Origin of the sequence: Paraburkholderia monticola (assembly GCF_001580545.1) — a bacterium.
Lineage (GTDB): Bacteria > Pseudomonadota > Gammaproteobacteria > Burkholderiales > Burkholderiaceae > Paraburkholderia > Paraburkholderia monticola.
Map to the genome: position 1 here is coordinate 122,120 of NZ_LRBG01000011.1, position 24,715 is coordinate 146,834.

Sequence of the window (24,715 nt, forward strand, 5' to 3'; positions counted from 1 at the left end):
AAGACTTCGCTGCCGAGTCCAGGCGACCCGCCATCACTGCGGATCCTTCAAAAACAGCGCCTGCAGGTCGTTCAGGAACGCCTGGCCCAGCGGCGTCGGCGCGATCCGTTCGTGGTCGCGGGTGATCAGCTTGCGCTGTTCCGCTTCCTGTAGCGCCGTTTCGATCGTCGTGATCGACAGGCCCGTGCGTTCGATGAACCGATGCACCGGAAACCCTTCCACGAGGCGTAGCGCATTCAGCATGAACTCGAACGGCAGATCGCGTGGCCCGACCTCGTGCTCTTCCTGCACGCTTGCGCCGGCCTTCGCCTGCTCGATAAACGCGGTCGGATGTTTGTAGCGCGCCTGGCGCACGATGCGATTCGGAAACGACAGCTTCGTATGTGCGCCCGCGCCGATGCCGAGATAGTCGCCGAAACGCCAGTAGTTCAGATTGTGTTTGCTTTGCCGATGCGGCCGCGCATACGCCGACACTTCGTAGCGCTCGTAGCCGGCCTCGGCGGTGCGCTGATGGATCCAGTCCTGCATGTCCGCGGATGCGTCGTCGTCGGGCAACGCGGGTGGGAATTTGGCGAACAGCGTGTTCGGTTCGAGCGTCAGGTGATACAGCGACAGATGCGGCGGCGCGAACGACAACGCCGTTTCCACGTCGGCCTGGCATTCGGCGAGCGTTTGCTTCGGCAGCGCGAACATCAGGTCGAGGTTGAAGTTGTCGAACGTGGTCGCGGCGACTTCGACCGCGTGGCGCGCCTGCGACGCGTCGTGAATGCGTCCGAGCGCCTTCAGATGCGTTTCGTTGAAACTCTGGATGCCCACCGACAAGCGGTTGACGCCGCTCGCGCGAAACTGCGCGAACTTGTCGGCTTCGAACGTGCCGGGATTGGCTTCGAGCGTGATTTCCGCGTCGGCGTCGAGCGGCAGCAGCGCGCGAATATCCGACAGCATGCGATCGAGCCCCGCCGCCGACAGCAGACTCGGCGTGCCCCCACCGATGAATACCGTATGCACCTGGCGGCCCCAGATCAGCGGCAGGGCCATTTCCAGGTCGGCGCGCAAGGCGTCGAGGTAGTCGTTCTCCGGGAACGTGTCGCCCTTCCACTCGTGTGAATTGAAATCGCAATACGGGCACTTGCGCACACACCAGGGAAAATGCACGTACAGCGCAAGCGGCGGCAGCGACGTCAAGCGGATGCTGCCCGGCGAGGTGAACGCCTTGACGACACCTGTGCCGATGTCCACCGGCGTCGGTCGGATCGGAATCACGCTTCCTCCGACAGACGCGCGAGCAGTTGCCGCAGCGCGATCGCGCGATGGCTGCTCGCGTTCTTGACGGCCGGCTCGAGTTCGGCGGCGCTCGCGTTCAGCGTCGGCAGATAGAAGTACGGGTCGTAACCGAAGCCATGCTCGCCGCGCGGGGCGTCGAGAATTTCGCCATGCCAGCGGCCTTCGGCGATCAGCGGTTCGGGATCGTCCGCGTGACGTACGAGTGCGAGCACGCAGTAGTAGTAGCCTCGGCGATCGCTCACGTCCCGCAGTTCGTCGACGAGGCGCGCGTTGTTCGCCGCGTCGCTTTTCTCGCCGCCGACGAGTTGCGCGAAGCGCGCCGAATAGACGCCCGGCGCGCCGCGCAGCGCGCGCACGCAAAGACCCGAGTCGTCGGCGAGCGCGGGCAGGCCGGTGAGCTTCGCCGCGTGACGCGCCTTGGTCAGCGCGTTTTCGACGAAGGTGGGATGCGGTTCCTCCGCTTCCGGCACGTTGAGCTCGCCTTGCGCGATCAACTCGATACCGGCCGCGCCGAGCAGCGCCGCGAATTCACGCAGCTTGCCCGCGTTGTTCGACGCGAGCACGACTTTCTTCAACGGCATGCCCGACGTGGCGCCGTGAGCGCCGTTCGCGCCGCCGTCCTGACGAACCTGATTCACTGCTGCACTCCCAGCGCCGCTTTCTGTTTCGCGATCAGCGTGCTGATGCCGTCGTTCGCGAGATCAAGCAGCGCATTCATTTCTTCGCGCGAGAACGGCACGCCTTCCGCGGTACCCTGAATTTCGACGAAGCCGCCCGCGCCGGTCATCACGACGTTCATGTCGGTGTCGCACTGCGAGTCTTCGTCGTAGTCGAGATCGAGCACCGGCACGCCGTCGTACACGCCGACCGAAATCGCGGCGACGTAATCGGTGATCGGCGAGCTTTCGAGACGGCCAGTGGCGAGCAGCTTTGCGACCGCATCGTGCGCGGCGACGAACGCGCCGGTGATGCTCGCGGTGCGCGTGCCGCCGTCGGCCTGGATCACGTCGCAGTCGAGATTGATCGTGCGTGCGCCGAGCTTCTCGAGATCGAACACCGAGCGCAGCGCCCGGCCGATCAACCGCTGGATTTCCTGCGTGCGGCCGGTCTGCTTGCCGCGCGCGGCTTCGCGGTCGCTGCGCGTATGCGTGGCGCGCGGCAGCATGCCGTATTCGGCGGTGAGCCAACCCTGGCCGCGATCGCGCAGAAACGGCGGCACGCTCTCGCTGACGCTCGCGGTGCAGATCACCTTGGTGTCGCCGAACTCGACCAGCACCGAGCCCTCCGCATGCTTCGTGTAGTGGCGCGTGATGCGCACGTCGCGCAACTGGTTGGGCTGGCGGCCGCTGGGGCGTTGGGTGTCGTTGGTCATGTCGGGGTGGGTCGGGATGGGTCGGAAGAGGGGCGGAGGAAAAACCATAATTTTACCGCCGATCGGATAGGGCGGTCGCCCATACGGCCGAGGCACGAACTTGTGGGCGACGCGCGCGGCGCGAGCACGCATGGGACATCTTGACGACGAGCGCCAATCCATAGCGCTCAAGCGACCGCGTGCCGGGCCGCATCCCTGCTCGCTCGCACGGAGATGCCGACGGCAAAAATGGGATAATGCCGGTTCCCCGCCCCGCGTCTCGTACACGCCGGGCGATCCGCTTCTCAGGCCATCGTCCAACGCATGGCCGCAATCGCGAGATATACGATGATCTACAGCATGACTGGCTATGCGAGCGCCACGCGCGAGCTCGTGGCGGCTTCGGGCACTGGCGGCGTCAGCGTATCGGTCGAACTGCGCACGGTGAACTCGCGCTTTCTCGATCTGAACTTCCGCATGCCGGAAGACGTGCGCGTCGTCGAACCGACGCTGCGCGAGATGCTGATGAACAAGCTGTCGCGCGGCAAGGTCGACATTCGCGTCAATTTGCAGCGCAGCGAGCAGTCGGCGAACGCGGGCGCGATCAATCGCGACGCGCTCGCGCAACTCGCCCAACTCGAACAGACGGTACTCGAGACGTTCCCTGAGTCCGGCCGTCTGCGCACCGGTGAAATCCTGCGCTGGCCGGGCGTGCTCGCCGAAAGCGGCATCGCGCCCGAGACGCTGCGCGACGCGGTGCTCGCATGCGGCAAGCAGGCGATCGCGGACCTGATCGACGTGCGCGCGCGCGAAGGCGCGCAACTCGCGACGATGCTGCTCGCCAACGTGACCGAAATGGAGGCGATCGTCACGAAGATCACGCCGCTCGTGCCGGAGCTGATCGCGCGGCATCAGCAGAAGATCGTCGAGCGTCTGCAGGAAGCGCTCGGCATCGCCGCGCCGGACGCGGCCGCGACGATCGTGTCGCGCGAAGAGATCAACGAGCGGATTCGCCAGGAAGTGACGATGTACGGCATTCGCATCGACATCGCCGAAGAGCTGTCGCGCCTCACCGCGCACTTGAACGAGACGCGTCACGTGATCGAGAAGGGCGGCAAGGTCGGCAAGCGGCTCGACTTCATGATGCAGGAGCTGAACCGCGAAGCGAACACGCTCGGCTCGAAGGCGGCGGCGAAGGAGCTCGCGGATTCGTCGATGACGCTGAAGCTGCTGATCGAACAGATGCGCGAACAGGTACAGAATCTCGAATAAGGCTGGAGCACTACACATCATGACCGACCACCACCCACGCGAAACCGGCGCGCCGCGCCATCCGTACGCCGGCGCTTATCCCGGCAATCTGTTCATGGTCGTCGCGCCGTCGGGCGCGGGCAAGTCGACGCTCGTGAACGCGCTGCTCGCGGGCGACGACGCGATCCGTCTGTCGATCTCGTACACGACGCGCCCGCCGCGTCCGAAGGAGCAGGACGGTGAGCACTATCACTTCACGAGCGTCGAAGATTTCATGCAGCGTCACGACGCGGGCGAGTTCCTCGAAAGCGCGGAAGTGCACGGTAATTACTACGGCACGTCACGCGTGTGGATCGAAGAGCAGATGAAAAACGGCCATGACGTGCTGCTCGAAATCGACTGGCAGGGCGCGCAGCAGGTGAAGAAGCAGTTCCACAACGCAGTGGAAATTTTCATTCTGCCGCCGTCGCTCGAAGCGCTCGAAGAGCGTCTGAAAAAGCGCGGCCAGGACGAGCCGAACGTAATCACGCGACGCCTGCTCGCGGCGGGCGGCGAGATGGCGCACGCGGCCGAAGCGGAGTACGTCGTGATCAACGAGAACTTCGATCGCGCGCTCGCCGAACTGCAGTGCCTCGTCGGTGCGACGCGCTCGCGCTTCGCGTCGCAGTACGCGCGTCACACGCAGCTTTTCATGCAGCTCGGCATCCACTTGCCGCACGCGTGAGCGCGGCGTGCTGTCAGGCACATAAGGTAGAATAAGCAACATACTGAGAAGGAACCCAACATGGCCCGCATTACCGTCGAAGACTGCCTCAAACAGATCCCGAACCGTTTCGAACTCGCGCTTGCCGCAACCTATCGCGCGCGTCAGCTCGCTCAAGGCCACACGCCGAAGATCGAAAGCCGCGACAAGCCCACCGTCCTCGCGCTGCGCGAAATCGCGTCGGGGCAGGTCGGCGTCGAAATGCTGAAGAAGGTGCCGGTCTAAGGCGCACGTTTTTCGTTTTCGACTTGTCCGGTATTCGCCACACCGGATTGCTCAACGTGCAGAACTGCGTCCAACCCTGACCGCTACCGGAGGCGACTATGAGTGCTATCCCGCCCACCGCCACGGAAGCGGAACACGACGCCGACTCACCTTCGTCTGCACGCAAGTACATCGACGCGGTTCTCGAGCAATCGTTTCGCCATCTGTTTGGGCCTACCGCCACGCCGGAGCAGCCGCGCCGGCATGACGTCGTCTCCATCGCCAATCTGACGTCCGCGCTGTCCGGCTATCTGCAGCCGGAAGAGATCAAGGACATCAAGGCGGCGTTTCACTTCAGCGACGAAGCCCACCTCGGCCAGTATCGCCAGAGCGGCGAGCCTTACATCACGCACCCGGTCGCCGTCGCGGAAATCTGCGCGGGCTGGAATCTCGACGCCCAGGCGATCATGGCGGCGCTCCTGCACGACGTGATGGAAGACCAGGGCGTGACCAAGGCGGAGCTCGCCGAGCGCTTCGGCGCGAAGGTGGCGGAACTGGTCGACGGGTTGTCCAAGCTGGACAAGATGGAGTTTCGCAATCGCGAGGAAGCGCAGGCGGAAAACTTCCGCAAGATGCTGCTCGCGATGGCGCGCGACGTGCGTGTGATCCTCGTGAAACTCGCCGACCGGCTGCACAACATGCGCACGCTCGGCGCGGTGCCGCCGGAGAAACGTCGCCGCGTCGCCCGCGAAACGCTCGACATTTACGCGCCGATCGCCCACCGGCTCGGGTTGAACAACACCTATCGCGAGCTGCAGGACCTCAGCTTCGCGAACTTCAACCCGCACCGATACGCGACGCTCGAAAAAGCTGTCAAGGCCGCGCGCGGCAATCGTCGCGAGGTGGTCGGCAAGATTCTCGAATCGGTGCAGCGCGCGATCGCGGACGCCAAGCTCGACGCCGAAGTCACCGGTCGCGAGAAAACCATCTTCAGCATCTACAAGAAGATGCGCGACAAGCAGTTGTCGTTCTCGCAGGTGCTCGACGTGTACGGTTTTCGCGTGGTCGTCGAGAGCGCGCTCGAGTGCTATACCTGCATCGGCGCGCTCCATGCGCTTTTCAAGCCAGTGCCGGGCAAATTCAAGGATTACATCGCGATCCCGAAGGTGAACGGCTATCAATCGCTGCACACCACGCTTGTCGGGCCGTTCGGTGCGCCGATCGAGTTTCAGGTGCGCACGCGCAAGATGCACGAGATCGCCGAGGCGGGTGTCGCCGCGCACTGGCTGTACAAGAACGGCAGCGCGGATCTGAACGACGTCCAGAAGCGCGCGCACCAGTGGCTGAAGTCGCTGCTCGACATTCAGAGCGAAGCGGGCGATTCGAGCGAATTCCTCGAGCACGTGAAGATCGACCTGTTCCCGGACGCGGTCTACGTGTTCACGCCGAAGTCGAAGATCATGGCGCTGCCGCGCGGTGCCACCGCGCTCGACTTCGCGTATTCGATCCACAGCGACCTCGGCAACCAGTGCGTCGCGGTGAAGATCAACAACGAGCTGTTGCCGTTGCGTACCGAGCTGAAGAGCGGCGACATCGTCGAAGTCATTACGGCGCCGTATTCGAAGCCGAACCCCGCATGGCTCGGCTTCGTGCGCAGCGGCAAGGCGCGCTCGGCGATCCGTCATTATCTGAAGACGATGCGGCTGAACGAGTCGGTGCAGCTAGGCGAGCGCCTCGTTGATCAGGCGTTGAAGGGCTATGGCCTCGCGCTATCGGACGTGACGCCGGAAGCGTGGGAAAAGCTCGTGCAGTGGACGGGCAACAAGAACCGTCAGGAAATTTTCGCGGACATCGGCCTCGGGCGGCGCGTCGCCGCGGTGATGGCCAAGCGCATCGAAGTGTTGATGAGCGGGCGCGCCGACGACGACGACGGTTCGCGCTCCGAGCACGGTTCGGCGCCGCATGCGCCGCCGGTCGTTATCACCGGCACCGAAGGCATGTCGGTGCAGCTGTCCGCGTGCTGCCGTCCGATTCCCGGCGACGACATCATGGGCTATATCGGCATTGGCCTCGGCATGGCGATCCATACCACCGACTGTCGCGTCGCGCAGCGTATCCATCGGCGTGATCCGGGTCGCTGGATCGACGTCGCGTGGGCACCGCAGCCGGGGCGTCTGTTCGATGTCGCGGTGAAGGTGCTGGTCAAGAACACCAAGGGCGTGTTTGCCCGCGTGGCGGCCGATATCACGTCGGCGGATGCGAACATCGTTCATATCGCGATGGACGAAGATCTGTCACAGGAATCCACGGTTCTGCGCTTCGTGATTCAGGTCAGCGACCGTGTGCATCTGGCCAATGTGATGCGCCGCGTACGTACGAATCCCGATGTGATGCGTATCGCGCGTGAGCGGCCGAGCGAAGAGGGGCATCACCGCCACGAAGGTGGGATGCGCATCGATCGCGAGCGCGCTGACTACTGAGCGGCTTCTGACTGGGCGTCGACGCGGTTTTGACCGGCGCATCGCGCCAGCCAGGCATCTTTCGTGCGGCTCAGGATACAACGGAAGGCAAGTCTCACCTGAACTTCAGGGAGAAACGCAGATGAACGTATCCGACCTCACTGGCGTGGCGCTCGATTACTGGGTGGCGCGCAGCCTGCACGAATTCGTGCGCGAAATCTACTTTACCGATAGTGGCGAGACCGTCTCGATCCGCGGCAACGATCGCGGTCGTCCGTGGGACGGCCGCTTCACGCCTTCCGTGTCATGGGAGACGGCTGCGGTCGTGCTCGAGCGTGCGCGGCGGCTCGACGTGCGCGAGCAGGACGAGGGCGGTGCGGTATGCGTCGCGGAGTTCGTCGGTGGGCATCGCGCCGTGGAAGGGCGGGGGGAGTCGCTTCGGATCGCCGTGCTGCGAGCCTTCGTCGCGAGCCATTTCGGCGACACCGTCGACGACGTGCTGCGCGAGCGCCAGGCACTGACCGGCATGCGGGCCGAGACGATCAGCGAGCAAACGGTGGACGGCGTCCTGGAGGACTTGCCGCACCCGGACGGACAGATTGGGGATATTCAGTCACCGCCGCGATGAGTTGCTCGCGCGCGGGCAGCGCAGAGTGCGTCCGAAAAGACAAAGGGCCTTCCGATTGGAAGGCCCTTCATGGGTGGTGCGGCTGGCAGGATTCGAACCCACGACCCCTTGGTTCGTAGCCAAGTACTCTATCCAACTGAGCTACAGCCGCACGCAAAACGGTGATGCTTACTGCAAAAACCGGTAAAAACCTGAGAACTCCCGGCAGGGAAACCCTCGAATAAGGTGGCGCGGCTGGCAGGATTCGAACCCACGACCCCTTGGTTCGTAGCCAAGTACTCTATCCAACTGAGCTACAGCCGCACACAGAAACGAGATTATAGCCAACAGATTTGAGAAATGGAAGCCCATCACGGCGATTTGTGTCGCGGGCCCGATCGTGTAACCTCTTATGAGGTTGTTGCTAGCTGCTGTTACTGGATCATTATGAACAAGGCCTTTGTCAAAGAGTCGAGCGAAGAGAGCGATGACGATCTCGACGTCGCTCAGCCCGACGTGCCCGCGGGCACCAAAAACTACATGACTCCCGCCGGTCATCGGCGTATGCGCGATGAGTTGTTGCATCTGATCGATGCCGAGCGGCCCGAGGTGGTCAAACTCGTGTCGTGGGCGGCCTCGAACGGCGACCGCTCGGAGAATGGCGACTACATCTACGGCAAACGCCGGCTGCGCGAAATCGACCGTCGCATCCGCTTTCTGACCAAGCGGCTGGATCTGGCCGAGGTTGTCGATAGCAGTCGGCAGGAAAACGTCGATCAGGTGTTCTTCGGCGCGACGGTCGACTACGCGACTGAGGATGGCGAAGAGCATAAGGTGACGATCGTCGGTATCGACGAGGTCGATCTGGACGTCGGACACGTGAGCTGGATCTCGCCGATTGCGCGCGCGCTGCTGAAGGCGAAAGTCGGAGATACGGTCACGCTATTCACGCCTGCCGGTCCGCAGCCGATCGATATTCTCGACGTCAAGTATCCGTCGCGCGATACCGGCGGTTGACCCACGGCGGATCGCAAGTCCCGGGTATAAAAAAGGCGCCGCGAGCGGCGCCTTTGCGACTGCTAATACTCTGCAGCGCTGTGAGCTTAGAAGCGGTGACGCAAACCTGCCGTCACGGCGACTTGCTTGTTGTTGCCCGAAGCGTTGCCCACGCCATTGATGTAGGCAGGGACGATCGAGTCTTCGTTTGCAGCCTGATACACGCCTTGCAGGTACACGTCGGTACGCTTGGACAATGCGTACGCGGTTTGCAGATCGACCTGGTTCCAGTGAATGTGCTGGCTGGACAGGTTCGCGCGGGTGTACGTGTACGCAGCGGCAATGCTGAGGGCCGGCGTCAGGGCGTAACGAGCGTTGCCCTCGAAGTTCTGGAACTGGGCGCTGTTGCTCGGGAGGCCGATGCCACCCGAGATGCCCGATGCGGCCTGGCTGATGCCGGCGAGGCCATGCAGGTTCGTCTGCGAATACACGAGGCCGACCGTTGCCGGGCCGAACGCGTAGTTGGCGCCTGCGCCCCACGTTTGCTGACGTTGCGCGAAGAACGTGTTGTCGCCCGATACCGCGCCGCCCGAATTGAATGCTGCGGCCGCGCTGGTCGAGCCGTTTGCGTTCAGTTGCATGTATGCGGCGGCGAGGTTCAGGCCGCCCCAGTTGTACGATGCGCCCGCACTGTATGCACGGTTGTTCGCGAAGCCGGCAGCCTGGTTCGAAAAGCCGTACAACGCGCCGAACTTGAAGCCGCCGTAGTTCGCGCTTTGGTACTTGGCCGAGTTGTTGATACGGAACGAGTTGTTCAGGTTGTCGTTGTCGAACGGGTGTGCGAATTGCGTGCCGCCGTACTGTGTGCCGGTCAGCGCCAACGGGGCGACGTAGTCGACCACGCTGTCATATTGACGGCCCAGCGTGACAGCGCCGAACTGGTCACTCGACAGACCGACGAACGCTTGCCGGCCGAACATACGGCTGTTCTGCTTGAGCGTGCCGTCGTTGATGCCGAAGCCGTTTTCCAACGTGAAGATGGCCTTCAGACCGCCACCGAGATCTTCAGCGCCACGCAGGCCCCAACGGCTGCCGTTCACCGAGCCACTGGTCATTGCCACGTTGGCGCCGTGCTGGGTGGCACTCACCCGTTGGTTATTCGTATAGGTGATGCCGGCGTCGATCAAGCCATACAACGTTACGCTGCTTTGCGCGTGCGCTGCCGTTACAAACACGCCCGACAGGGCTGCGACCATGAGTGTCTTCTTCATTGCTATAACTCCAGGAGCGAGAGAGGTATAAAACCCTGCTTAGGAGACCTTCACGCGATTGCTGCGAGAAGCGGATTCCGCGTGAGAAGCGCGCTGACCAGATTCGCGCCGGTTTCCGATTAGGCAGAGTGTAGAGAGACACTTCCAGGAGATGGCGTTCCGATTCGCGCAATAAAGTATTACGCGGCGAGAAACGATCGGTGAGGGCCATTCGAGCCTTATGTATAAAGGCTTTGCGTCCGAGTCGATGGATCAGTCGGTGGAATTTTCGTGACGTGCGTTGCTGATTCGCTACACAGAACGACGCGAAAAAACGACGGGGAAAAATGCGAAAAAGCGATTGTTGTTATTGCGGCAATAGACGATTGTTAATAATGTGAATAATTGAAATTGCATAAGGCCGCTATACTGTAGTTTCTGCTTTCCGAAGCAGACTTTTTCTTGACGAAAAAGATCTCCAAACCTTTGTCGGCGCGACCTTCCAGTCGCGCTTTTTTTATGTGCTGATGCCTCGTCGCGGATTGATCTAGTGAGCGGGCGCGGTACCTTCAGCGTCGTCCCAGTCCGCGGGGGCGGAGACGCTCCAGTCTTCCATCACGTAGCGGCGCGCATCCATCGGCGAGGAGAGCAGGTTCTGCCAGTGATCTCCGTGCCACATCGGATCGAAATCGAAAACGGGAGTTGAATCCGTGACTCGTGCGGGCTGATCGGGTACGACCTTTGCATGTGAATGAGTGAGCCAGGCGACGAGACGGCGAATTTCACGGAACAGCATGGCAACCTCCTGAAGCGCATCGCTACACCTGATCTGCATCATGCGAGGGGGGCTGTGCCGCAACAAGTCGGACAAACACTTACGCAAAGATAGATTTTGTTACATTCATGTTGCATGTGCCCGCAAATTTTCCCGTTATTCGATGCGAATTAATTCGTCCAGGTAAATTTGACGGACAAATCGATATCCCTACGATTTGACGTCTTATTCTTTTATACGCTAAACGCATATGAAAAGTTTACTTGACGGCCATTCTCCGTTCCCCGTATAACGGCAAAGCCGTATTTCACTGGCTGATTCTGGTTTTATCCATCTATCAGATATCGGCAACTGAATTCGGGGTTAGATCGATTCAGGGGCAATGCCCGCTTTGGGTAAATCACAGAGGGAAACAGGAAATGGAAACTGGTGTCGTCAAATGGTTCAACGATGCTAAGGGCTTTGGCTTCATCACGTCGGATACCGGCGGCGAGGATTTGTTCGCGCACTTTTCTGAGATTCGCAGTGAGGGCTTCAAGTCGCTGAAGGAAAACCAGCGCGTTTCCTTTGAAGTCAAGACCAGCCCTAAGGGCAAGCAGGCGGCCAACATTCAGCCGTTGTAAAGGCGCTGCGCCTGGCGTGTGTCGTTTGCGCGCTCAGGAAGGAACGACCCTCGCCGATGCGCGAGGGTTTTTTATTTCCGCTCGGCATATTTTTGCAGATTGAACTTCAGTAACTGCGTGGTTCAACGATCCGCATTATTGTCGGAAGATAATGCCTTTAATTGCGCTTAGTCGTTTGCCGATGAATTGTCCGCTTCAGGTGTCCGCAGGATATCGGCGCATGCTCCCGAGCTACCTCGACTCAATCTCCGCTTGCATACGCGGCGCAACCTGCATGCTCAACGCCCAACTGGTGCATACTTGCCGCAAATTCACGCGTCCGAATCCTTTGTCCCATGTCTGAACTGTTTTCGCTCGAACCGGCCCTCGATGTACCCATCGTATTCGTCGACCTCGAAACGACCGGCGGCTCCACGAGCGAGCATCGCATTACCGAGGTCGGCGTCGTCGAAGTCGGGCCGGCCGGTGTGTCGCGCTGGAGCAGTCTGATCGACCCGCAGCAGCCGATTCCATCGTTCATCCAGCAACTGACCGGCATTACCAACGACATGGTGCGCGGCGCCCCGACGTTCGAGTCGATCGCGCCCGCGCTGTTGGAGCGCCTGAATGGCAAGCTGTTCGTCGCGCACAACGCGAGTTTCGATCGCGGATTTCTGCGCAGCGAGTTTCGCCGCGCAGGGCTCGCGTTCGATCCGGACGTACTGTGCACGGTGCGGCTGTCGCGCGCGCTATTCCCCGGTGAAAAGCGCCACGGACTCGATGCGCTCGTGGAACGCCATGCACTGGTGCCGTCCGACCGCCACCGTGCGCTTGCCGATGCCGATCTGATCTGGCAGTTCTGGCAGCGACTGCCGACGCTCGTGCCGCTGGAGGCGCTGCGCGCGCAGATCGAGCGCACGACGCGGCGCTACCGGCTCGCCGGCGACATCACCGAGGATCTGCTCGACACTGCACCGGCGGGCTGTGGCGTCTACGCGTTCTACGGGGAGGGCGATGCGCCGCTGTACGTCGGCCGAAGCGTGCGCGTGCGTCAGCGGTTGCGCGCGCATCTGACCGGCGAGCGGCGCTCGTCGAAGGATATCCGGCTCGCGCAGCTGGTACGGCGCGTCGAATGGCGCGCGACTGGCGGCGAACTTGGCGCGATGCTCGCGGAGGCACAGTGGGTCGCAACGCTGCGGCCGGGCCACAACCGGTTGCCGCGCGTGACGAAGAGCGATCCGGCGGACGCGCCGTGGCCATTCGAAGGGCCTATCGTGTTCGAGGAGCGTGAGGAAGCGCAGCGCATCTTCCACGTGGTCGACCGTTGGCGCTATCTCGGACACGCGCCATCGCTCGCGCAGGCTGCGCAGTTGCATGCGTCGACGATGGCGGGAGCGTTCGAGCTCTCGACGTACCGTATCCTGCAAAGCCATCTGGCGCGTGGTCTGCGCGTGATGCCGTTGAGCGTGTCGCGCGACACGCCCGAGTCGAGCGTCGCCGCGTAACGCTTGTGGAGGCGCGCACGCGCCGTGGCGTTGCGGGAATCAGCCGGTCGCGCCGACACCTCCCGTCTCGCACACGTGACCGAGCGCCCGGGTCAACGCGCTCGAATGCGCAGAGTCATAGCGCGTCAGTGCCTTCCAGTTAGCCAGCGATTGCGCGACGCGCGATGGACAGTCGTCCGCCCCGCGCATGGGCTGCACACGCACGAGACCCGTCATCAGCGATTGCGTCAGCTTGTCGAGCTGCGGTCGCGTGCTCGTCGCGAGATCGGGTGCGGGACCTTGCGGTGGCTGGGTGTGGCGCCAGTTCTCGAAGAGCGCGTTCTGCACGTCCTTGCTTGCGTCGATCTGATCCTGGAAGAACGCGCGGGCGAATGCCGGGTCGACGTTTGCCGCCGCGGCGCGCTTTTCCACCTCGGCGAGCAGTGCGTTTTCACGCGGCGTATCGGTAATCGGCTGGTGGTTGGCCCACTTCCAGCGCGCGACCGGCTCCGCGAGCGCGAGACGCTGCGAAACCAGTGCGATCAGGTTCGTGAGCGCGGTGTCGTCGCCATCGGCCAGGGCCGGGACGGGTGCGAAGGCAAAGGTGGCTGCCAGGGTGAGCGCGCATGATGCGCCGAAGCGATGCAAACGATTCATGAGATGAACGTGGCCGGGCGGCCGCTAACGGAAAAACAGAAGAATAAATGATGCCCGGCGAACGGCACTACTAGCGCGCCAATTACCACGGGTTGTGAGGACGGGGAAGGTAGGTCTGGGCGCGAGAAGGCCGCGCAGATTCTCACGCTCGGGCCGCGTGGCCCAGCGCAGCTGCGCTGATCAGGCGAGCTGATCCAGAGTCGCGACGCAAGCGCCGGACGCGTTATGGGGGCGCGAGCACTCGCCGCGCGTGAATTCAACGAGCACGAATGCTGCGCCGCGCCAATAGTCCGTTACTTCGGATCGCACGATTTGCGTTGTTCGTCGAAGAAAGCGCGAACATGCTCAGGCAGTTCGGCTCCCAGAAACTCGACGGCCACGGGTTCCGGATCCGGGTAAAACACTTTGTCCGGGGTCGGAATCTTCGGTGGTTTGGCGTCCATGATCTTTCTCCTTTGCGAACCGATTATCGGCCTCGTTCCTCGCCTCGCACCAGCGTCCGATGCGAGTCATACACAGTCTGTTGCTTTAACGGCACAAGCCGACACATCAGCAGAGGGATTGAATAGAATTTATCGTCTGACTATCGCTCGGGTTTCGTGATCTGCTTAATCCCGCGCGAAATCATCTCTATCCCGCTCCCTCCGCTATTCCCTCCTGCGCCTTACCCTGACTGGGTTTCAGCACGATCGGTCGTTATAGTTGTGGGTCATGCCTAACGTGTTCATGTGAATAACACGTGACAATCTTGTGCGTCGCCGCATCGGCAGGATTTTCTCTTTTCCGAACTGAACGTTCGTAAATTGCCGATTGCTTAACATTCCGGCCTGATTCTTTGTAAACGGCACATTCGACGTCGGGTTGACCGCATAAAACACTATTTAAAGATTTTCGTCGTTATTAACTGGCTGTCCGTTGCCTCGCAAACTGAATTGCGCATTCCTGTGACAAAACAACATCGCCCAACGTGCGTTGGCAGACGGACGCGCGACGAGCGGCGCGGAGGATGACAGTCTTCGTGTTAGAGGAGGGGGCGCGATGGAAAACGCTGTCTACTGGAACGGACGTCAGGTCGGCATCGAATGCGCCGGCAGGATCTTGTGGTTCGCGTCGGCACCCGCGCACGCGATTGCCGCATACGGCGCGTCACACCAGCAGCCGGCCGCGCAGGCGGATACTGTCGTCGCGCGCAATCTCGCGATGCCGCCGTCTTACGATCCGCTCCGGGTTCCCGACTAGGCTCGCCGCGAACGACGGTTACCTGCGCCAAGCAACCCCGCCGGCTTTCTGGCGAGACCTTGCATGCAACGTCGTGTGTTGGCGCACACACCGTCTTACGGCGAACTAATACGATGCAATTGCCGTGTCGCAGTTTTCTTCTCACCCGTTGCCGGGTGAGAGGCGGAACACCACGCGCATCAGTCATTACAGAGCCGAGACCGCAAAGGCCGGCTCCGCGAGACGAGTAGGTCGGCCTCGCAACGTCGCTGCATCAACACAATATGCCGCCGGGAGCCGCGCATCGCGTGGCCACGCCTCGTTTGCGTGGCGCTGCGTCGTGCTCGCCTGCGTGATCGCCAGGGGAGCTTCAATGAAAAAGATCGACAACCTGACCGGACTACGTGCGTTCGCGGCATTGCTCGTCGTCGTCCATCACTTTGCCGACAACGAAGGGGTGATGCCGCTGGGCATCGTACAACTGGTCGATAACTGGGTTTGGGGTGTCGACATCTTTTTCGTGCTGAGCGGCTTCATTCTGGCCTATACCTACCTGCCATCGCGCGAGACTTCGTTCGACTGGACCGCCTATCGGTCGTTCATCGTCAAGCGGTTCGCGCGCGTCTATCCGATGCATCTGCTGACGTTTCTGGTGTTCGTTGGCCTTTGGTTCGTCGCGAAGCACATCGGCCATGAGTTCGCGCACAGTGACGTGGTGTACACCGCGCGCACCGCCGTCGAGAACGCGCTGCTCGTTCAGGCATGGGGGCTCGAAGGGAAGCTGAGCTGGAACTTCGTGTCCTGGTCGATCAGCGCTGAATGGTTCGCCTACCTGTTTCTGTTTCCGCTGTGCGCGAAAGTGCTGAGCCGGCTGTCGCGGGCGACCTGCGGTGTGCTCGTGCTCTTGTGCTGGCTGATGTTGTGCCTGTACTGCTTCCTGTACAACGACGGCGCTCTCGAACTGACCACGTTCGGCGCGTTGCGGATCGTGCCGCAGTTCCTCGCCGGATATTGGCTGTTCCGGCTCCTCAAGACGTGGAAGGTTGGCGAACTTGCGATGTGCGTCGGTCTCGTTGCGCTGATGATCCTGATGTGCGTGCCGACCACGTTGCCGGTCCTGCTGCTGCCGTTGATCCTGCTCGTGATCGCAGGTCTCGCGAATGGTGGCGTGATCGGCAGAGCGCTATTCGGCAATCGGGTTGCCGTTTTTCTCGGCGAGATTTCGTTTTCGATCTATCTGATTCACCCGATTCTGCAGATCGCCTGCAACCAGGTAGTCAGAAAGCTGCATGTGCCGCAAAACCCGATCATTGCGATGCTGATACTGCTCGTCGAATTGGGCGTGGTCGTGGCGGGCGGTGCGCTCGGTTACTACCTGGTCGAGGTGCCGGCGCGTCGTGCGATCGTCGCGAATGCGCAGGCATGGCGCCACAGGGGAGGGGAGGCAAAAGAAGCGGCGATGCCTATGGCGCCTGCCTCCTGAGCGACGCAGTGCCTCGCGCAACGGCCAAAACAAAAAGCCCAGTCACGAGGACTGGGCTTTTTGCTTGAAACTTGATGGTGCCGGAAAGAGGAATCGAACCCCCGACCTTCGCATTACGAATGCGCTGCTCTACCGTCTGAGCTATTCCGGCATCAGGAGAAGCGAGATTATAGGGAGTACTTCCGTGCTTTGGCAAGTCCCCCGCTGCATTTTTTTATATCGAGATCATTTTTTCCCTTCGAGGTGGTAACGGGTCACGCGATCGACCTCGTTCTTCGAGCCGAGGAATACCGCGACGCGCTCGTGCAGGCTCTTCGGCTGGATGTCGAGAATGCGCTTTTCGCCGTTGGTCGCGGCGCCGCCCGCCTGCTCGACGATGAACGCCATCGGATTGGCTTCGTACATCAGACGCAGCTTGCCCGGCTTGTCCGGCGTGCGCTTGTCGGCCGGGTACATGAAGATGCCGCCGCGATTCAGGATTCGATGCACGTCGGCGACCATCGACGCGATCCAGCGCATGTTGAAGTCGGACTGACGCGAACCTTCCTTGCCCGCTTTCAGTTCGCCGATGTACTGCTGAACCGGCGCATACCAGTGGCGTTCGTTCGACGCATTGATCGCATATTCGCGCGTTTCGACGGGAATGCGCATATCGCTTTGCGTGAGCACCCACGAGCCGAGCTCGCGATCGAGCGTGAAGCAGTTCACGCCGTTACCGGTGGTCAGCACGAGTACCGTTTGCGGACCGTACACCGCATAGCCCGCGGCGACTTGTTGCGTGCCCGGCTGCAGGAACGACTGCTCGGTGGCCTGGTGGCCGTCCGGGCAACGCAGCACCGAGAAGATCGTGCCGATCGACACGTTGACGTCGATGTTCGACGAGCCGTCGAGCGGATCGAACACAAGCAGGTATTCGCCCTTCGGATAATTGGCCGGAATCGGGAAGAACTGTTCCATTTCCTCGGAGGCCATGCCGGCGAGGTTGCCGCCCCATTCATTGGCCTCGAGCAGGATCTCGTTCGACAGGATGTCGAGCTTCTTCTGCACTTCGCCCTGGACATTTTCGCTGCCCGCCGAGCCGAGTGCATCGCCGAGTGCGCCTTTGCTGACGTGGTAGCTGATCGCCTTGCACGCGCGCGCGACGACTTCGATCAGCAGGCGCAGATCGGCGGGCAGGTTATTGGTTTCGCGCTGCTGCTCGATCAGGTACTTCGAGAGAGTGGTACGACGTTGCAAAGACATTGCTGTACTCCGGGAAGGCTAGAAGAATGTTGGGATTTTAACCGTTCGTTGTGTCGGCTCCGTGCTTTTGACCGTACTCGGGCGCATGACGCGAGAGGACGCCGCGCCGCGTTCAGGTCTTGCGGCGCGTCCTGGCCGAGACGGTGCCGCTGACGCTGGCCGCGAGCGCCGCGGCCCGGGCGTGTCCGGCGGGCACGCTCGGCAGTTTCGGACGCTCGGCGCGCGGCATCGGCTCGATTTCCCGTTCGATCTGCTCGCCGGCGGCGGCGGTGGCGACGCGCAGGTCGTAGGCGATTTGAAGGTTGAGCCAGAACTGCGCGCTGGCGCCGAAGTAGCGCTCGAGCCGCAGCGCGGTATCGGCGGAGATCGCGCGGCGGCCGCGCACCACGTCGTTGATGCGCGGCGCCGGTACCCGCAGCGCAAGCGCGAGCGCGTTGACGGACATGCCAAGCGGTTCGAGGAACTCGCTGCGCAGAATTTCGCCCGGATGGATCTCGGCAATCGCCTCGCCGGTGTCGATGTCCGAGAAATCGACGCTCTTCAGCGCGGAGCGTTTGATGACCATGTCGGTCTCCCAATAATCAGTGATAGTCGACGATCTCGACATTCAACGCGTCTTCGCCGACGAAATGAAAACAGATGCGCCACTGCGCATTGATGCGGATACTCCATTGCCCGCTGCGCTGACCTTGCAAGGCTTCGAGCCGGTTGCCGGGCGGCGCGTGCAGATTCGCGATGGAGCGCGCCGCGTCGATCATCAGTAACTTGCGATGCGCAAGCAGCTGGATTGAGTGAGGCAACGAATGCACGAACCTGCCCTGGAATATTCTTGCGGTGGCCTTGTCTGCGAATGTCGTGATCATCGAATGATATAACGCGTTGCGTTAAATGTAAACCGTTAAGAAAGTGCGTATACTCTCTTCCCGGCGACATCCGATGAACAGTCGGCCAAACGGCTAACGGCACGACGCGAGCGCGCGAACGCAGCGCGCACACGAAAAAAAGCCGGCAACGCGTGCCGGCTTTCCTGAGGCGAGTGAAGCGCTTAGCAACGCATCACGCCAACGCCTTCTCGACGATTTCGCGCACGTCGCGCGACTTGACCTGCGCGGCCACTTTCTCGAGTGCCGCGCGCATGCTGTCGCGCAGCGTTGGTGTGAAGCGGCGCCACAGTTCGAGCGAGCGCGCGAGGCGCGCGGCCACCTGCGGATTGAGCGCGTCGAGCGCGATCACCTGGTCGGCCCAGAATGCGTAGCCGGAGCCGTCTTCCGCGTGGAACTGCGCGGGGTTCGCCGCGCAGAAGCTGAAAATCAGCGAGCGCGCGCGGTTCGGGTTCTTCAGGTTGAAAGCAGGATGCGTCATCAGCTTGCGCACCGTGTCGATCACCGGATGCTGCGCGCCGCCGCGCTGGGTGGCCTGCAACGCGAACCATTTGTCGATGACGAGCGGCTCCTTCTCGAAGCGCCGATAGAAGTCGTCGAGCGCGTGTTGCGCCTCGGCGCTGCCGCCTTGCGGCGCGGCCGCGTTGAGCAGCGCCGACAGCGCGGCCGCGCGGTCGGTCATATTGTCGGCGGCTTCGTATTGCGCGGCCGCGAGACGCACGGCGTGCGCGGCATCGTCGAGCTCGGTCAGGTACGACAGCGCCAGATTCTTCAACGCGCGATGACCGGCCGCCTCGGGCGTCGCTTCATACGCGCCCGGCGTGCGATGCTGCTCGTAGACCTTGAGCCAGTCGTCGCGCAGCGCGTTGGCGAGGCGTTTGCGCACGAACTGCCGTGCCGCGTGGACCGCGGCCGGATTCGACTCGGCCATCTGCTCGGCCAGATACGCTTCGGACGGCAGCATCAGCGCGAGTTCGCGGAACGCCGGCGACAGCGTCTCGTCGGTCAGCACGCGCGCGAACGCGGCGACCACCGAGTCGTCGAGCTGCAACGCCGCGCCCGTGGCCGCACGCCCGGCGAGCGCGAGCAACTCGCGCGTCGCGAGCCGCTGGCCGGCTTCCCAGCGGTTGAACGGATCGCTGTCGTGGGCGAGCAGGAATGCGAGCTGATCGGCCGTGTAGTCGTACTCGACGATCACCGGCGCCGAAAAATTGCGCAGCAGCGACGGCAGCGGCTCCTCGCCGACGTTGACGAACGTGAAGGTCTGATCGGTCTGCGTGAATTCGAGTACGCGCGTGGTCGATGCCGATGCCTGCGCCTCGCCGTCGAGTTGCAGCGGCAGATCGCGGCCGTCCTTGCCGATCAGACCGATCGCGAACGGAATCAGCAGCGGTCCCTTCTGCGTTTCGCGCGCGGCCGGTACGCCATCGCCGTAGCCCTGCTTCAAGGTGACGCTGTAGCGCCGCTGCGCGGCGTCGTAGCGGGTGCGTACCGACACGCGCGGCGTGCCGGCCTGGCTATACCAGCGCTCGAACTGCGCGAGATCGCGGCCGTTGGCGTCGGCGAGCGCGTGACGGAAGTCGTCGCAGGTCACGGCCTGGCCGTCGTGACGCCTGAAATACAGGTCCATGCCCTTGCGAAAGCCGTCGCGGCCGAACAGCGTCTGATACATCCGCACGACTTCCGAACCCTTCTCGTAGACGGTCATCGTGTAGAAGTTGTTGATCTCGACGTAGCTCTCCGGGCGCACCGGATGCGCCATCGGGCCCGCGTCCTCGGCGAACTGCATCTGGCGCAGCACGCGCACGTCCTCGATGCGCTTGGTCGCGCGCGCGGCTTCGTCGGTGGCGCCGCCGGCCATGTCGGCCGAAAACTCCTGGTCGCGGAACACCGTGAGGCCTTCCTTCAGGCTCAGCTGGAACCAGTCGCGGCAGGTCACGCGGTTGCCGGTCCAGTTGTGGAAGTACTCGTGGCCGACCACCGCCTCGATGTTCGCGAAGTCGGTGTCGGTGGCCGTTTCGGGGTTTGCGAGCACGTACTTCGTGTTGAAGATGTTGAGCCCCTTGTTTTCCATCGCGCCCATGTTGAAGTCGCTGACCGCGACGATCATGAAGCGGTCCAGATCGAGCTCCAGCCCAAAGCGCTCTTCATCCCAGCGGATCGAGTGGATCAGCGAATCCATCGCGTGGCGGGTCTTGTCGAGATCGTGCGGCTCGACCCAGACCTGCAGCAGTTTTTCCTTGCCCGAGCCGGTCTTCACGCGTTCTTCGAGCGCGACGAGCTTGCCCGCGACGAGCGCGAACAGATAGCTCGGCTTCTTGAACGGATCTTCCCAGCGCGCGAAATGGCGGCCGTCGGGCAGGTCGCCTTCTTCGAGCAGATTGCCGTTCGACAGCAGCACCGGATAGTCGGCCTTGCTCGCGCGCAGCGTAACCGTGAAGCTCGCCATCACGTCGGGACGGTCGAGGAAGTAGGTGATGCGGCGAAACCCCTCGGCCTCGCACTGCGTGAAGAAGTTGCCGCTCGATACGTACAGGCCCGACAGCGTGGTGTTTTCCACGGGATTGCAGATGCTCGTGAGCGTAAGCTCGAAGCTGTCCGGCACGTTGTCGAGCAACAGGCCATGCTCGTGCGGATGCGCGTTCGGGAACGGCTTGCCGTCGATCACGGCGCTGACGAATTCGAGCTGCTCGCCCATCAGTTCGAGGTGCGCGGCACGCGACGCATCCGGGTTGCGGCGCACCCGCATCGTATTCCTGACGACCGTGCGTTCGGGGACCAGATCGAACTCCAGCGCGACGGTGTCGATCAGGAAGGCGGGCGGCGCGTAATCGGCGCGGCGGATCACATTGGGCGTTTCGGTATCGGCCATGGCGTTCTGTGGTGGAGTACTCGAGCGGTCGGGCGCACAAACGGCGCGCGAGCCGGGCTTGGTCGACTCATTGTACAAAGCCTCGGGCAATCGTGCGGGGGGAAGCCGGGGCGAGTTGGGGTGCCGGGGCAGAACCTTTTACCGGCTGGCAAGGTCAGCGTAATATCGGGCGCGGCGCGCGGTGGAGATCCGGAGCGGGCGTCCGGCCGGCGACACAGTCACGGAATAATCGCGCTCGATTCAAGGTTCTAACTACAGCACTTGAGAGAGAGACCACGAGGCAGATCATGAACATCGATCGATGGACCCGCCGCGTCGCGCTGCTGTTCGTCGCGCTGGCCCTGCAGTTGTCCGGCTGCACGACCTACGTGACGACGCAGGTCACGGCGTTCTCCGACTGGAGCGGTAGCGACGCGACCCGCACCTACGCGTTCACGCGGCGCGCGGATCAGCAGAACAATCTCGAACTGAGTGCGTACGAGCGGATCGTCGCGAACGAGCTCGCCGTGCACTCGTTCCGCGAAGTCGCCCGCGACGACGCGCGCTATCTGGTCGAGCTCGCCTACGGCATCCGCTCGGACATCGTGTCCGTCCCGCAGCCGGTCTACTACAACCCGTGGCCCGGCCCATACTGGGGCCGGCCGTTCGATCCGTGGGGACCTTGGGGGCCTTTCCCGGCGACGTATGTGACCGACACCTATCCGGTGTTCACGCATCTGCTCGGCATCCGGATCACCGAGCGCGTGAGCGGCCGGGAAGTCTACAACGTGACGGCGCGCAATTTCGGCGAGGAGTCGTCGCTGGTGCGGGCGATGCCTTATCTGGCGCGCAGCGCGCTGCTTGACTTCCCGCTGGCGAATGGCGCCGCGCATACCGTGAAGATCCCACTCGGCGGCGGTGGTGCGCAGGCGAACGAGGTGTCGCTGCCTGCGGGTGCGCCGCCCGCGCCCGCCGCGCCGGCATCGGCGCCGAAAGCGGCGCTGTAGGTCGGACGCCGACCCCGAACAACGCCAGCGCGCCGGGCAGGATCGCCGGCACGTTTGCGATCATCATGCCGAGCGTCGTGCCCGCCACCACGCCGAAGAAATCGTGAAAACGCGCGACGCGCGGCGTACCGTTCTGTAACACTTGGCCCGAAGGTAAAATGAAAGCTTTTTCGAGGCTTTCGCCGCCGCGCCGCCGCGCTTCGCCCCTGCGCGAAACCGCCGTCCAGCCTGACGCCGCGGGCAGCTCGGTCAAACAAGGTCAAATTCCGTTGCTTTAGAGGCGCGGATACAGATAGATACGTCTTTTGTGGCTGATTTAATCCAGAATATTCAGTATTATTTCGGCCACAAAAGGAGCCAGAGAGCCACAATCGACACCCCGATCGTCGGGGCGTCTAGTCGGGGCGCCCCTAAATAATCGGGCCCGATTGCCGATAATCCTGTATTCCCACGAAGAAGACTGGTCGATCCCGGCTGGAACCTCCCGATCCGCGCGGCGCCGCTCGCCGCGACGGCTGTGTATTCCGTCAGGCGCTTGAGCCCCTTCCCCGTTTCTACGCGCGAACACCGTATGCCCGATCTGCACTGGACCATTCCGGTCGGTCGCTGGTCTAGCTGGCCGGCTGCCGCATCTGCCGCACCCGATATCGGCTTTATCGAGCCGATCGTGCGGCGGCGTCTCAGCACGCTGTCCAAGGTGGCGCTCAAGGTCGCGCACGACTGCGTCGCCCAGGAGCCGGTGCGCGTCGTGTTCGCGTCGCGCCACGGGGAACTGCGGCGTACCACCGACATCCTGCGCAGCATCAGCGCGGGCGAGCCGGTGTCGCCGACGGCGTTCAGCCTGTCGGTGTTGAATGCGATGACCGGGGTGTTCGGGATTGCTCGCGGCGACCGTTCGGCCGCGAGCGCGGTGTCGGCCGGCGCGCAAACGCTCGGCTATGCGCTGCTCGAAGCGTACGCGCAATACGCGACCCAGCCCGATGCGCCGGTGTTGCTCGTGTATGCCGACGAGCCGGCCGATCTCGCGTACGGCACGATCGAGGACGAAGTGCAGGGCGGCGCGATCGCGGTGTTGCTGCAAAAAGAGGCGTCGGCCGGGCACATCGTTTGCTCGCTCAGCCGCGCGCACGAGGAGGCCGGCGACCCGCGGGACGCCAGCCGGAGCGCCGCGAGCGACGCCGCCAGCTTCCCGACCCAGAGCCAGGCACTGCTGCACTGCCTCGAGACCGGCCAGCCCGCGTGCTGGCAAGGTGCCGGCGCGCTGTGGCACTGGAGGTGGGATGATCGCGCGGCTTGATTACGCCTGGCGTTTCTCCGCGACCGGTCTCGCCTTTGTCGGGTTCGGCGTGTGCGGCGTGCTGTTTTCGGTGCTCGTGTTTCCGCTCGCGTGGCTGTGGCCGCATCGCGCGTCGCGGCAGCGCGCGGTGACCGCGGTGATCCACCGGTTTTTCCGCGCGCTCGTCGCGGTGCTGCGCGCGCTCGGCGTGATGCAGCTCGAGGTGTCCGGTGAAGAGGCGTTGCGCGCGGGGCGACCCGCGATCGTCGTCGCGAATCACCCGACTTACCTCGACGTGATGGTTCTGCTGTCGCTTGCGCCGCGCGCATGCTGCGTCGTGAAGAACGCGCACTGGCGCAATCCGTGTTTCTGGGGCATCGTGCGCGCGGCCGAATACGTGAGCAACGCGGACGCGATCGCGCTCGTCGAGGCGGGTGCGAAGCAGCTCGCGGCCGGCTATACGATGATCATTTTTCCGGAAGGCACGCGCAGCCCCGCGCCGAACCGGCTGCACGCGTTTTCGCGCGGTTTCGCGCATATGGCGCTCAAGGCCGGCGCGCCGATCGTGCCGGTGTTGATGGATTGCGATCCGCCCGCGTTCACGCGGCAGATGCGCTGGTACAACGTGCCGGCGCGCGCGTTCCGGATGCGCGTGAACGTGCTCGCGCCGCTTGGCGTCGCCGAGCTGGCCGCGCACGACACCACCACGGCCATCGCGGCGCGCAGCGTGACGAATGCCGTCGAAGCCCACATTACCCAGCACCTGTTCGATTATGGATTCTTTAAAACTGGAAATTAAAAAGCTTCTGATCGAGGCCCTCGATCTCGAAGACCTGAGCCCCGCCGATATCGACGACGACGCACCGTTGTTCGGTTCGGACGGCATCGGTCTCGATTCGATCGACGCGCTCGAGATTGGCATCGTGCTGCGCAAACAATACCAACTGACCATCGCGGCGAACGACGATCGCACGCGCGAGCACTTTCGCTCGATCAACACGCTCGCCGCGTTGGTCGAGAGTCAGCGCGAAGCGACGCACGCTGCGAACGAAACCACAAGGAAGGGGGATTAAC

At 62.8% G+C, this 24,715-nt stretch carries 25 protein-coding genes, 3 tRNA genes and 1 pseudogene; 14 read left to right on the forward strand and 15 right to left on the reverse strand.

Annotated features, from left to right (window positions below; genetic code table 11):
• Window positions 1-33 precede the first annotated feature (33 nt).
• The 3 genes from hemW to rph are packed head-to-tail and all read right to left on the reverse strand — an operon-like array spanning window position 34 to window position 2,656.
• Complete coding sequence (gene hemW, locus CI15_RS14230; RefSeq protein WP_062128778.1) at window positions 34-1,263, reverse strand: radical SAM family heme chaperone HemW; 1,230 nt, start codon at window positions 1,261-1,263, stop codon at window positions 34-36.
• A complete protein-coding gene (rdgB, locus tag CI15_RS14235) occupies window positions 1,260-1,865 on the reverse strand; it encodes an RdgB/HAM1 family non-canonical purine NTP pyrophosphatase (protein ID WP_420915861.1) in 606 nt (201 codons plus the stop codon). Before rdgB ends, hemW begins: the two co-directional genes overlap by 4 nt.
• Window positions 1,866-1,918: 53 nt before the next feature.
• Complete coding sequence (gene rph, locus CI15_RS14240) at window positions 1,919-2,656, reverse strand: ribonuclease PH (protein ID WP_062128783.1); 738 nt, start codon at window positions 2,654-2,656, stop codon at window positions 1,919-1,921.
• Window positions 2,657-2,983: 327 nt separating this feature from the next.
• Here rph and CI15_RS14245 point away from each other — a divergent pair, with 327 nt between their 5' ends.
• The 5 genes from CI15_RS14245 to CI15_RS14265 all read left to right on the forward strand — a co-directional run bounded on the left by CI15_RS14245 (window position 2,984) and on the right by CI15_RS14265 (window position 7,940).
• On the forward strand, window positions 2,984-3,907 hold the full coding sequence (locus CI15_RS14245) for a YicC/YloC family endoribonuclease (RefSeq protein WP_062128785.1): 924 nt from the start codon (window positions 2,984-2,986) through the stop codon (window positions 3,905-3,907).
• 19 nt (window positions 3,908-3,926) lie between these two features.
• Entirely contained in the window at window positions 3,927-4,610 is a 684-nt protein-coding gene (gene gmk, locus CI15_RS14250; RefSeq protein ID WP_062128787.1) for a guanylate kinase, read from the forward strand.
• 60 nt (window positions 4,611-4,670) lie between these two features.
• Window positions 4,671-4,874, forward strand: coding sequence for a DNA-directed RNA polymerase subunit omega (rpoZ, locus tag CI15_RS14255; protein ID WP_008921215.1), 204 nt, complete (start codon window positions 4,671-4,673; stop codon window positions 4,872-4,874).
• A gap of 98 nt (window positions 4,875-4,972) precedes the next feature.
• Window positions 4,973-7,333 (forward strand): RelA/SpoT family protein, encoded by a 2,361-nt coding sequence (locus CI15_RS14260; RefSeq protein ID WP_062128789.1) that lies wholly within the window; start codon window positions 4,973-4,975, stop codon window positions 7,331-7,333.
• 121 nt (window positions 7,334-7,454) lie between these two features.
• Window positions 7,455-7,940, forward strand: coding sequence for a phage protein NinX family protein (locus CI15_RS14265; protein WP_062128791.1), 486 nt, complete (start codon window positions 7,455-7,457; stop codon window positions 7,938-7,940).
• A 74-nt stretch (window positions 7,941-8,014) separates the two neighbouring features.
• Here CI15_RS14265 and CI15_RS14270 read toward each other — a convergent pair.
• Window positions 8,015-8,091, reverse strand: a tRNA-Arg gene (locus CI15_RS14270).
• Between the two features lie 75 nt (window positions 8,092-8,166).
• Window positions 8,167-8,243: transfer RNA gene (locus CI15_RS14275), tRNA-Arg, on the reverse strand.
• Between the two features lie 123 nt (window positions 8,244-8,366).
• On the opposite strand from CI15_RS14275, the gene greB reads away from it, so the two are divergent.
• Window positions 8,367-8,936: a transcription elongation factor GreB gene (greB, locus tag CI15_RS14280; RefSeq protein ID WP_062128793.1), complete on the forward strand. Its 570-nt coding sequence runs from the start codon at window positions 8,367-8,369 to the stop codon at window positions 8,934-8,936.
• Between the two features lie 86 nt (window positions 8,937-9,022).
• On the opposite strand, the gene CI15_RS14285 is transcribed toward greB, so the two are convergent.
• Both CI15_RS14285 and CI15_RS14290 read right to left on the reverse strand, forming a co-directional pair.
• Window positions 9,023-10,186, reverse strand: a complete 1,164-nt coding sequence (locus tag CI15_RS14285; protein WP_062128795.1) for a porin — start codon at window positions 10,184-10,186, stop codon at window positions 9,023-9,025.
• A 526-nt stretch (window positions 10,187-10,712) separates the two neighbouring features.
• On the reverse strand, window positions 10,713-10,961 hold the full coding sequence (locus CI15_RS14290; protein WP_062128959.1) for a hypothetical protein: 249 nt from the start codon (window positions 10,959-10,961) through the stop codon (window positions 10,713-10,715).
• Window positions 10,962-11,359: 398 nt separating this feature from the next.
• Here CI15_RS14290 and CI15_RS14295 point away from each other — a divergent pair, with 398 nt between their 5' ends.
• The gene (locus tag CI15_RS14295; RefSeq protein WP_062128797.1) at window positions 11,360-11,563 is read left to right on the forward strand and encodes a cold-shock protein; all 204 of its coding nucleotides are present in this window, start codon (window positions 11,360-11,362) and stop codon (window positions 11,561-11,563) included.
• 335 nt (window positions 11,564-11,898) lie between these two features.
• Window positions 11,899-13,047 (forward strand): exonuclease domain-containing protein, encoded by a 1,149-nt coding sequence (locus tag CI15_RS14300; RefSeq protein WP_062128799.1) that lies wholly within the window; start codon window positions 11,899-11,901, stop codon window positions 13,045-13,047.
• A gap of 39 nt (window positions 13,048-13,086) precedes the next feature.
• Here the strand turns inward: CI15_RS14300 and CI15_RS14305 are convergent, their stop codons facing one another.
• Both CI15_RS14305 and CI15_RS37295 read right to left on the reverse strand, forming a co-directional pair.
• Window positions 13,087-13,683: a chorismate mutase gene (locus tag CI15_RS14305; RefSeq protein WP_062128801.1), complete on the reverse strand. Its 597-nt coding sequence runs from the start codon at window positions 13,681-13,683 to the stop codon at window positions 13,087-13,089.
• Window positions 13,684-13,976: 293 nt separating this feature from the next.
• Window positions 13,977-14,126, reverse strand: a complete 150-nt coding sequence (locus tag CI15_RS37295; RefSeq protein ID WP_008921206.1) for a hypothetical protein — start codon at window positions 14,124-14,126, stop codon at window positions 13,977-13,979.
• Window positions 14,127-14,721: 595 nt separating this feature from the next.
• On the opposite strand from CI15_RS37295, the gene CI15_RS14310 reads away from it, so the two are divergent.
• Complete coding sequence (locus tag CI15_RS14310; RefSeq protein WP_062128803.1) at window positions 14,722-14,922, forward strand: hypothetical protein; 201 nt, start codon at window positions 14,722-14,724, stop codon at window positions 14,920-14,922.
• A gap of 352 nt (window positions 14,923-15,274) precedes the next feature.
• Entirely contained in the window at window positions 15,275-16,384 is a 1,110-nt protein-coding gene (locus tag CI15_RS14315) for an acyltransferase family protein (protein WP_062128805.1), read from the forward strand.
• Between the two features lie 75 nt (window positions 16,385-16,459).
• Here the strand turns inward: CI15_RS14315 and CI15_RS14320 are convergent.
• The 5 genes from CI15_RS14320 to pepN all read right to left on the reverse strand — a co-directional run bounded on the left by CI15_RS14320 (window position 16,460) and on the right by pepN (window position 21,379).
• Window positions 16,460-16,535 (reverse strand) — tRNA-Thr (locus CI15_RS14320).
• 74 nt (window positions 16,536-16,609) lie between these two features.
• A complete protein-coding gene (locus CI15_RS14325) occupies window positions 16,610-17,626 on the reverse strand; it encodes a class 1 fructose-bisphosphatase (RefSeq protein ID WP_062128807.1) in 1,017 nt (338 codons plus the stop codon).
• 112 nt (window positions 17,627-17,738) lie between these two features.
• Window positions 17,739-18,191, reverse strand: coding sequence for a HigA family addiction module antitoxin (locus CI15_RS14330; protein WP_062128809.1), 453 nt, complete (start codon window positions 18,189-18,191; stop codon window positions 17,739-17,741).
• 16 nt (window positions 18,192-18,207) lie between these two features.
• The gene (locus CI15_RS14335) at window positions 18,208-18,489 is read right to left on the reverse strand and encodes a type II toxin-antitoxin system RelE/ParE family toxin (protein ID WP_062128811.1); all 282 of its coding nucleotides are present in this window, start codon (window positions 18,487-18,489) and stop codon (window positions 18,208-18,210) included.
• A gap of 193 nt (window positions 18,490-18,682) precedes the next feature.
• Complete coding sequence (gene pepN, locus CI15_RS14340) at window positions 18,683-21,379, reverse strand: aminopeptidase N (RefSeq protein WP_062128813.1); 2,697 nt, start codon at window positions 21,377-21,379, stop codon at window positions 18,683-18,685.
• Between the two features lie 287 nt (window positions 21,380-21,666).
• Between pepN and CI15_RS14345 the strand changes: the two genes are divergently transcribed.
• Entirely contained in the window at window positions 21,667-22,365 is a 699-nt protein-coding gene (locus CI15_RS14345) for a DUF4136 domain-containing protein (protein ID WP_062128815.1), read from the forward strand.
• A 31-nt stretch (window positions 22,366-22,396) separates the two neighbouring features.
• Here CI15_RS14345 and CI15_RS37690 read toward each other — a convergent pair.
• Window positions 22,397-22,483: pseudogene (locus tag CI15_RS37690) on the reverse strand (TMEM165/GDT1 family protein); the annotation flags it as partial.
• Between the two features lie 453 nt (window positions 22,484-22,936).
• Here CI15_RS37690 and CI15_RS14350 point away from each other — a divergent pair.
• Genes CI15_RS14350 through CI15_RS14360 form a run of 3 tightly spaced genes read left to right on the forward strand, consistent with a single transcriptional unit; the run spans window position 22,937 to window position 24,714 of the window.
• Window positions 22,937-23,662, forward strand: coding sequence for a beta-ketoacyl synthase chain length factor (locus tag CI15_RS14350; protein WP_062128817.1), 726 nt, complete (start codon window positions 22,937-22,939; stop codon window positions 23,660-23,662).
• A complete protein-coding gene (locus tag CI15_RS14355; protein WP_062128819.1) occupies window positions 23,646-24,440 on the forward strand; it encodes a lysophospholipid acyltransferase family protein in 795 nt (264 codons plus the stop codon). The genes CI15_RS14350 and CI15_RS14355 overlap by 17 nt, the downstream gene beginning before the upstream one ends.
• Window positions 24,415-24,714 carry a phosphopantetheine-binding protein gene (locus CI15_RS14360; protein WP_062128962.1) on the forward strand — a complete coding sequence of 100 codons (300 nt, stop codon included), beginning with the start codon at window positions 24,415-24,417 and terminating at the stop codon, window positions 24,712-24,714. Before CI15_RS14355 ends, CI15_RS14360 begins: the two co-directional genes overlap by 26 nt.
• Window position 24,715: the final 1 nt, after the last annotated feature.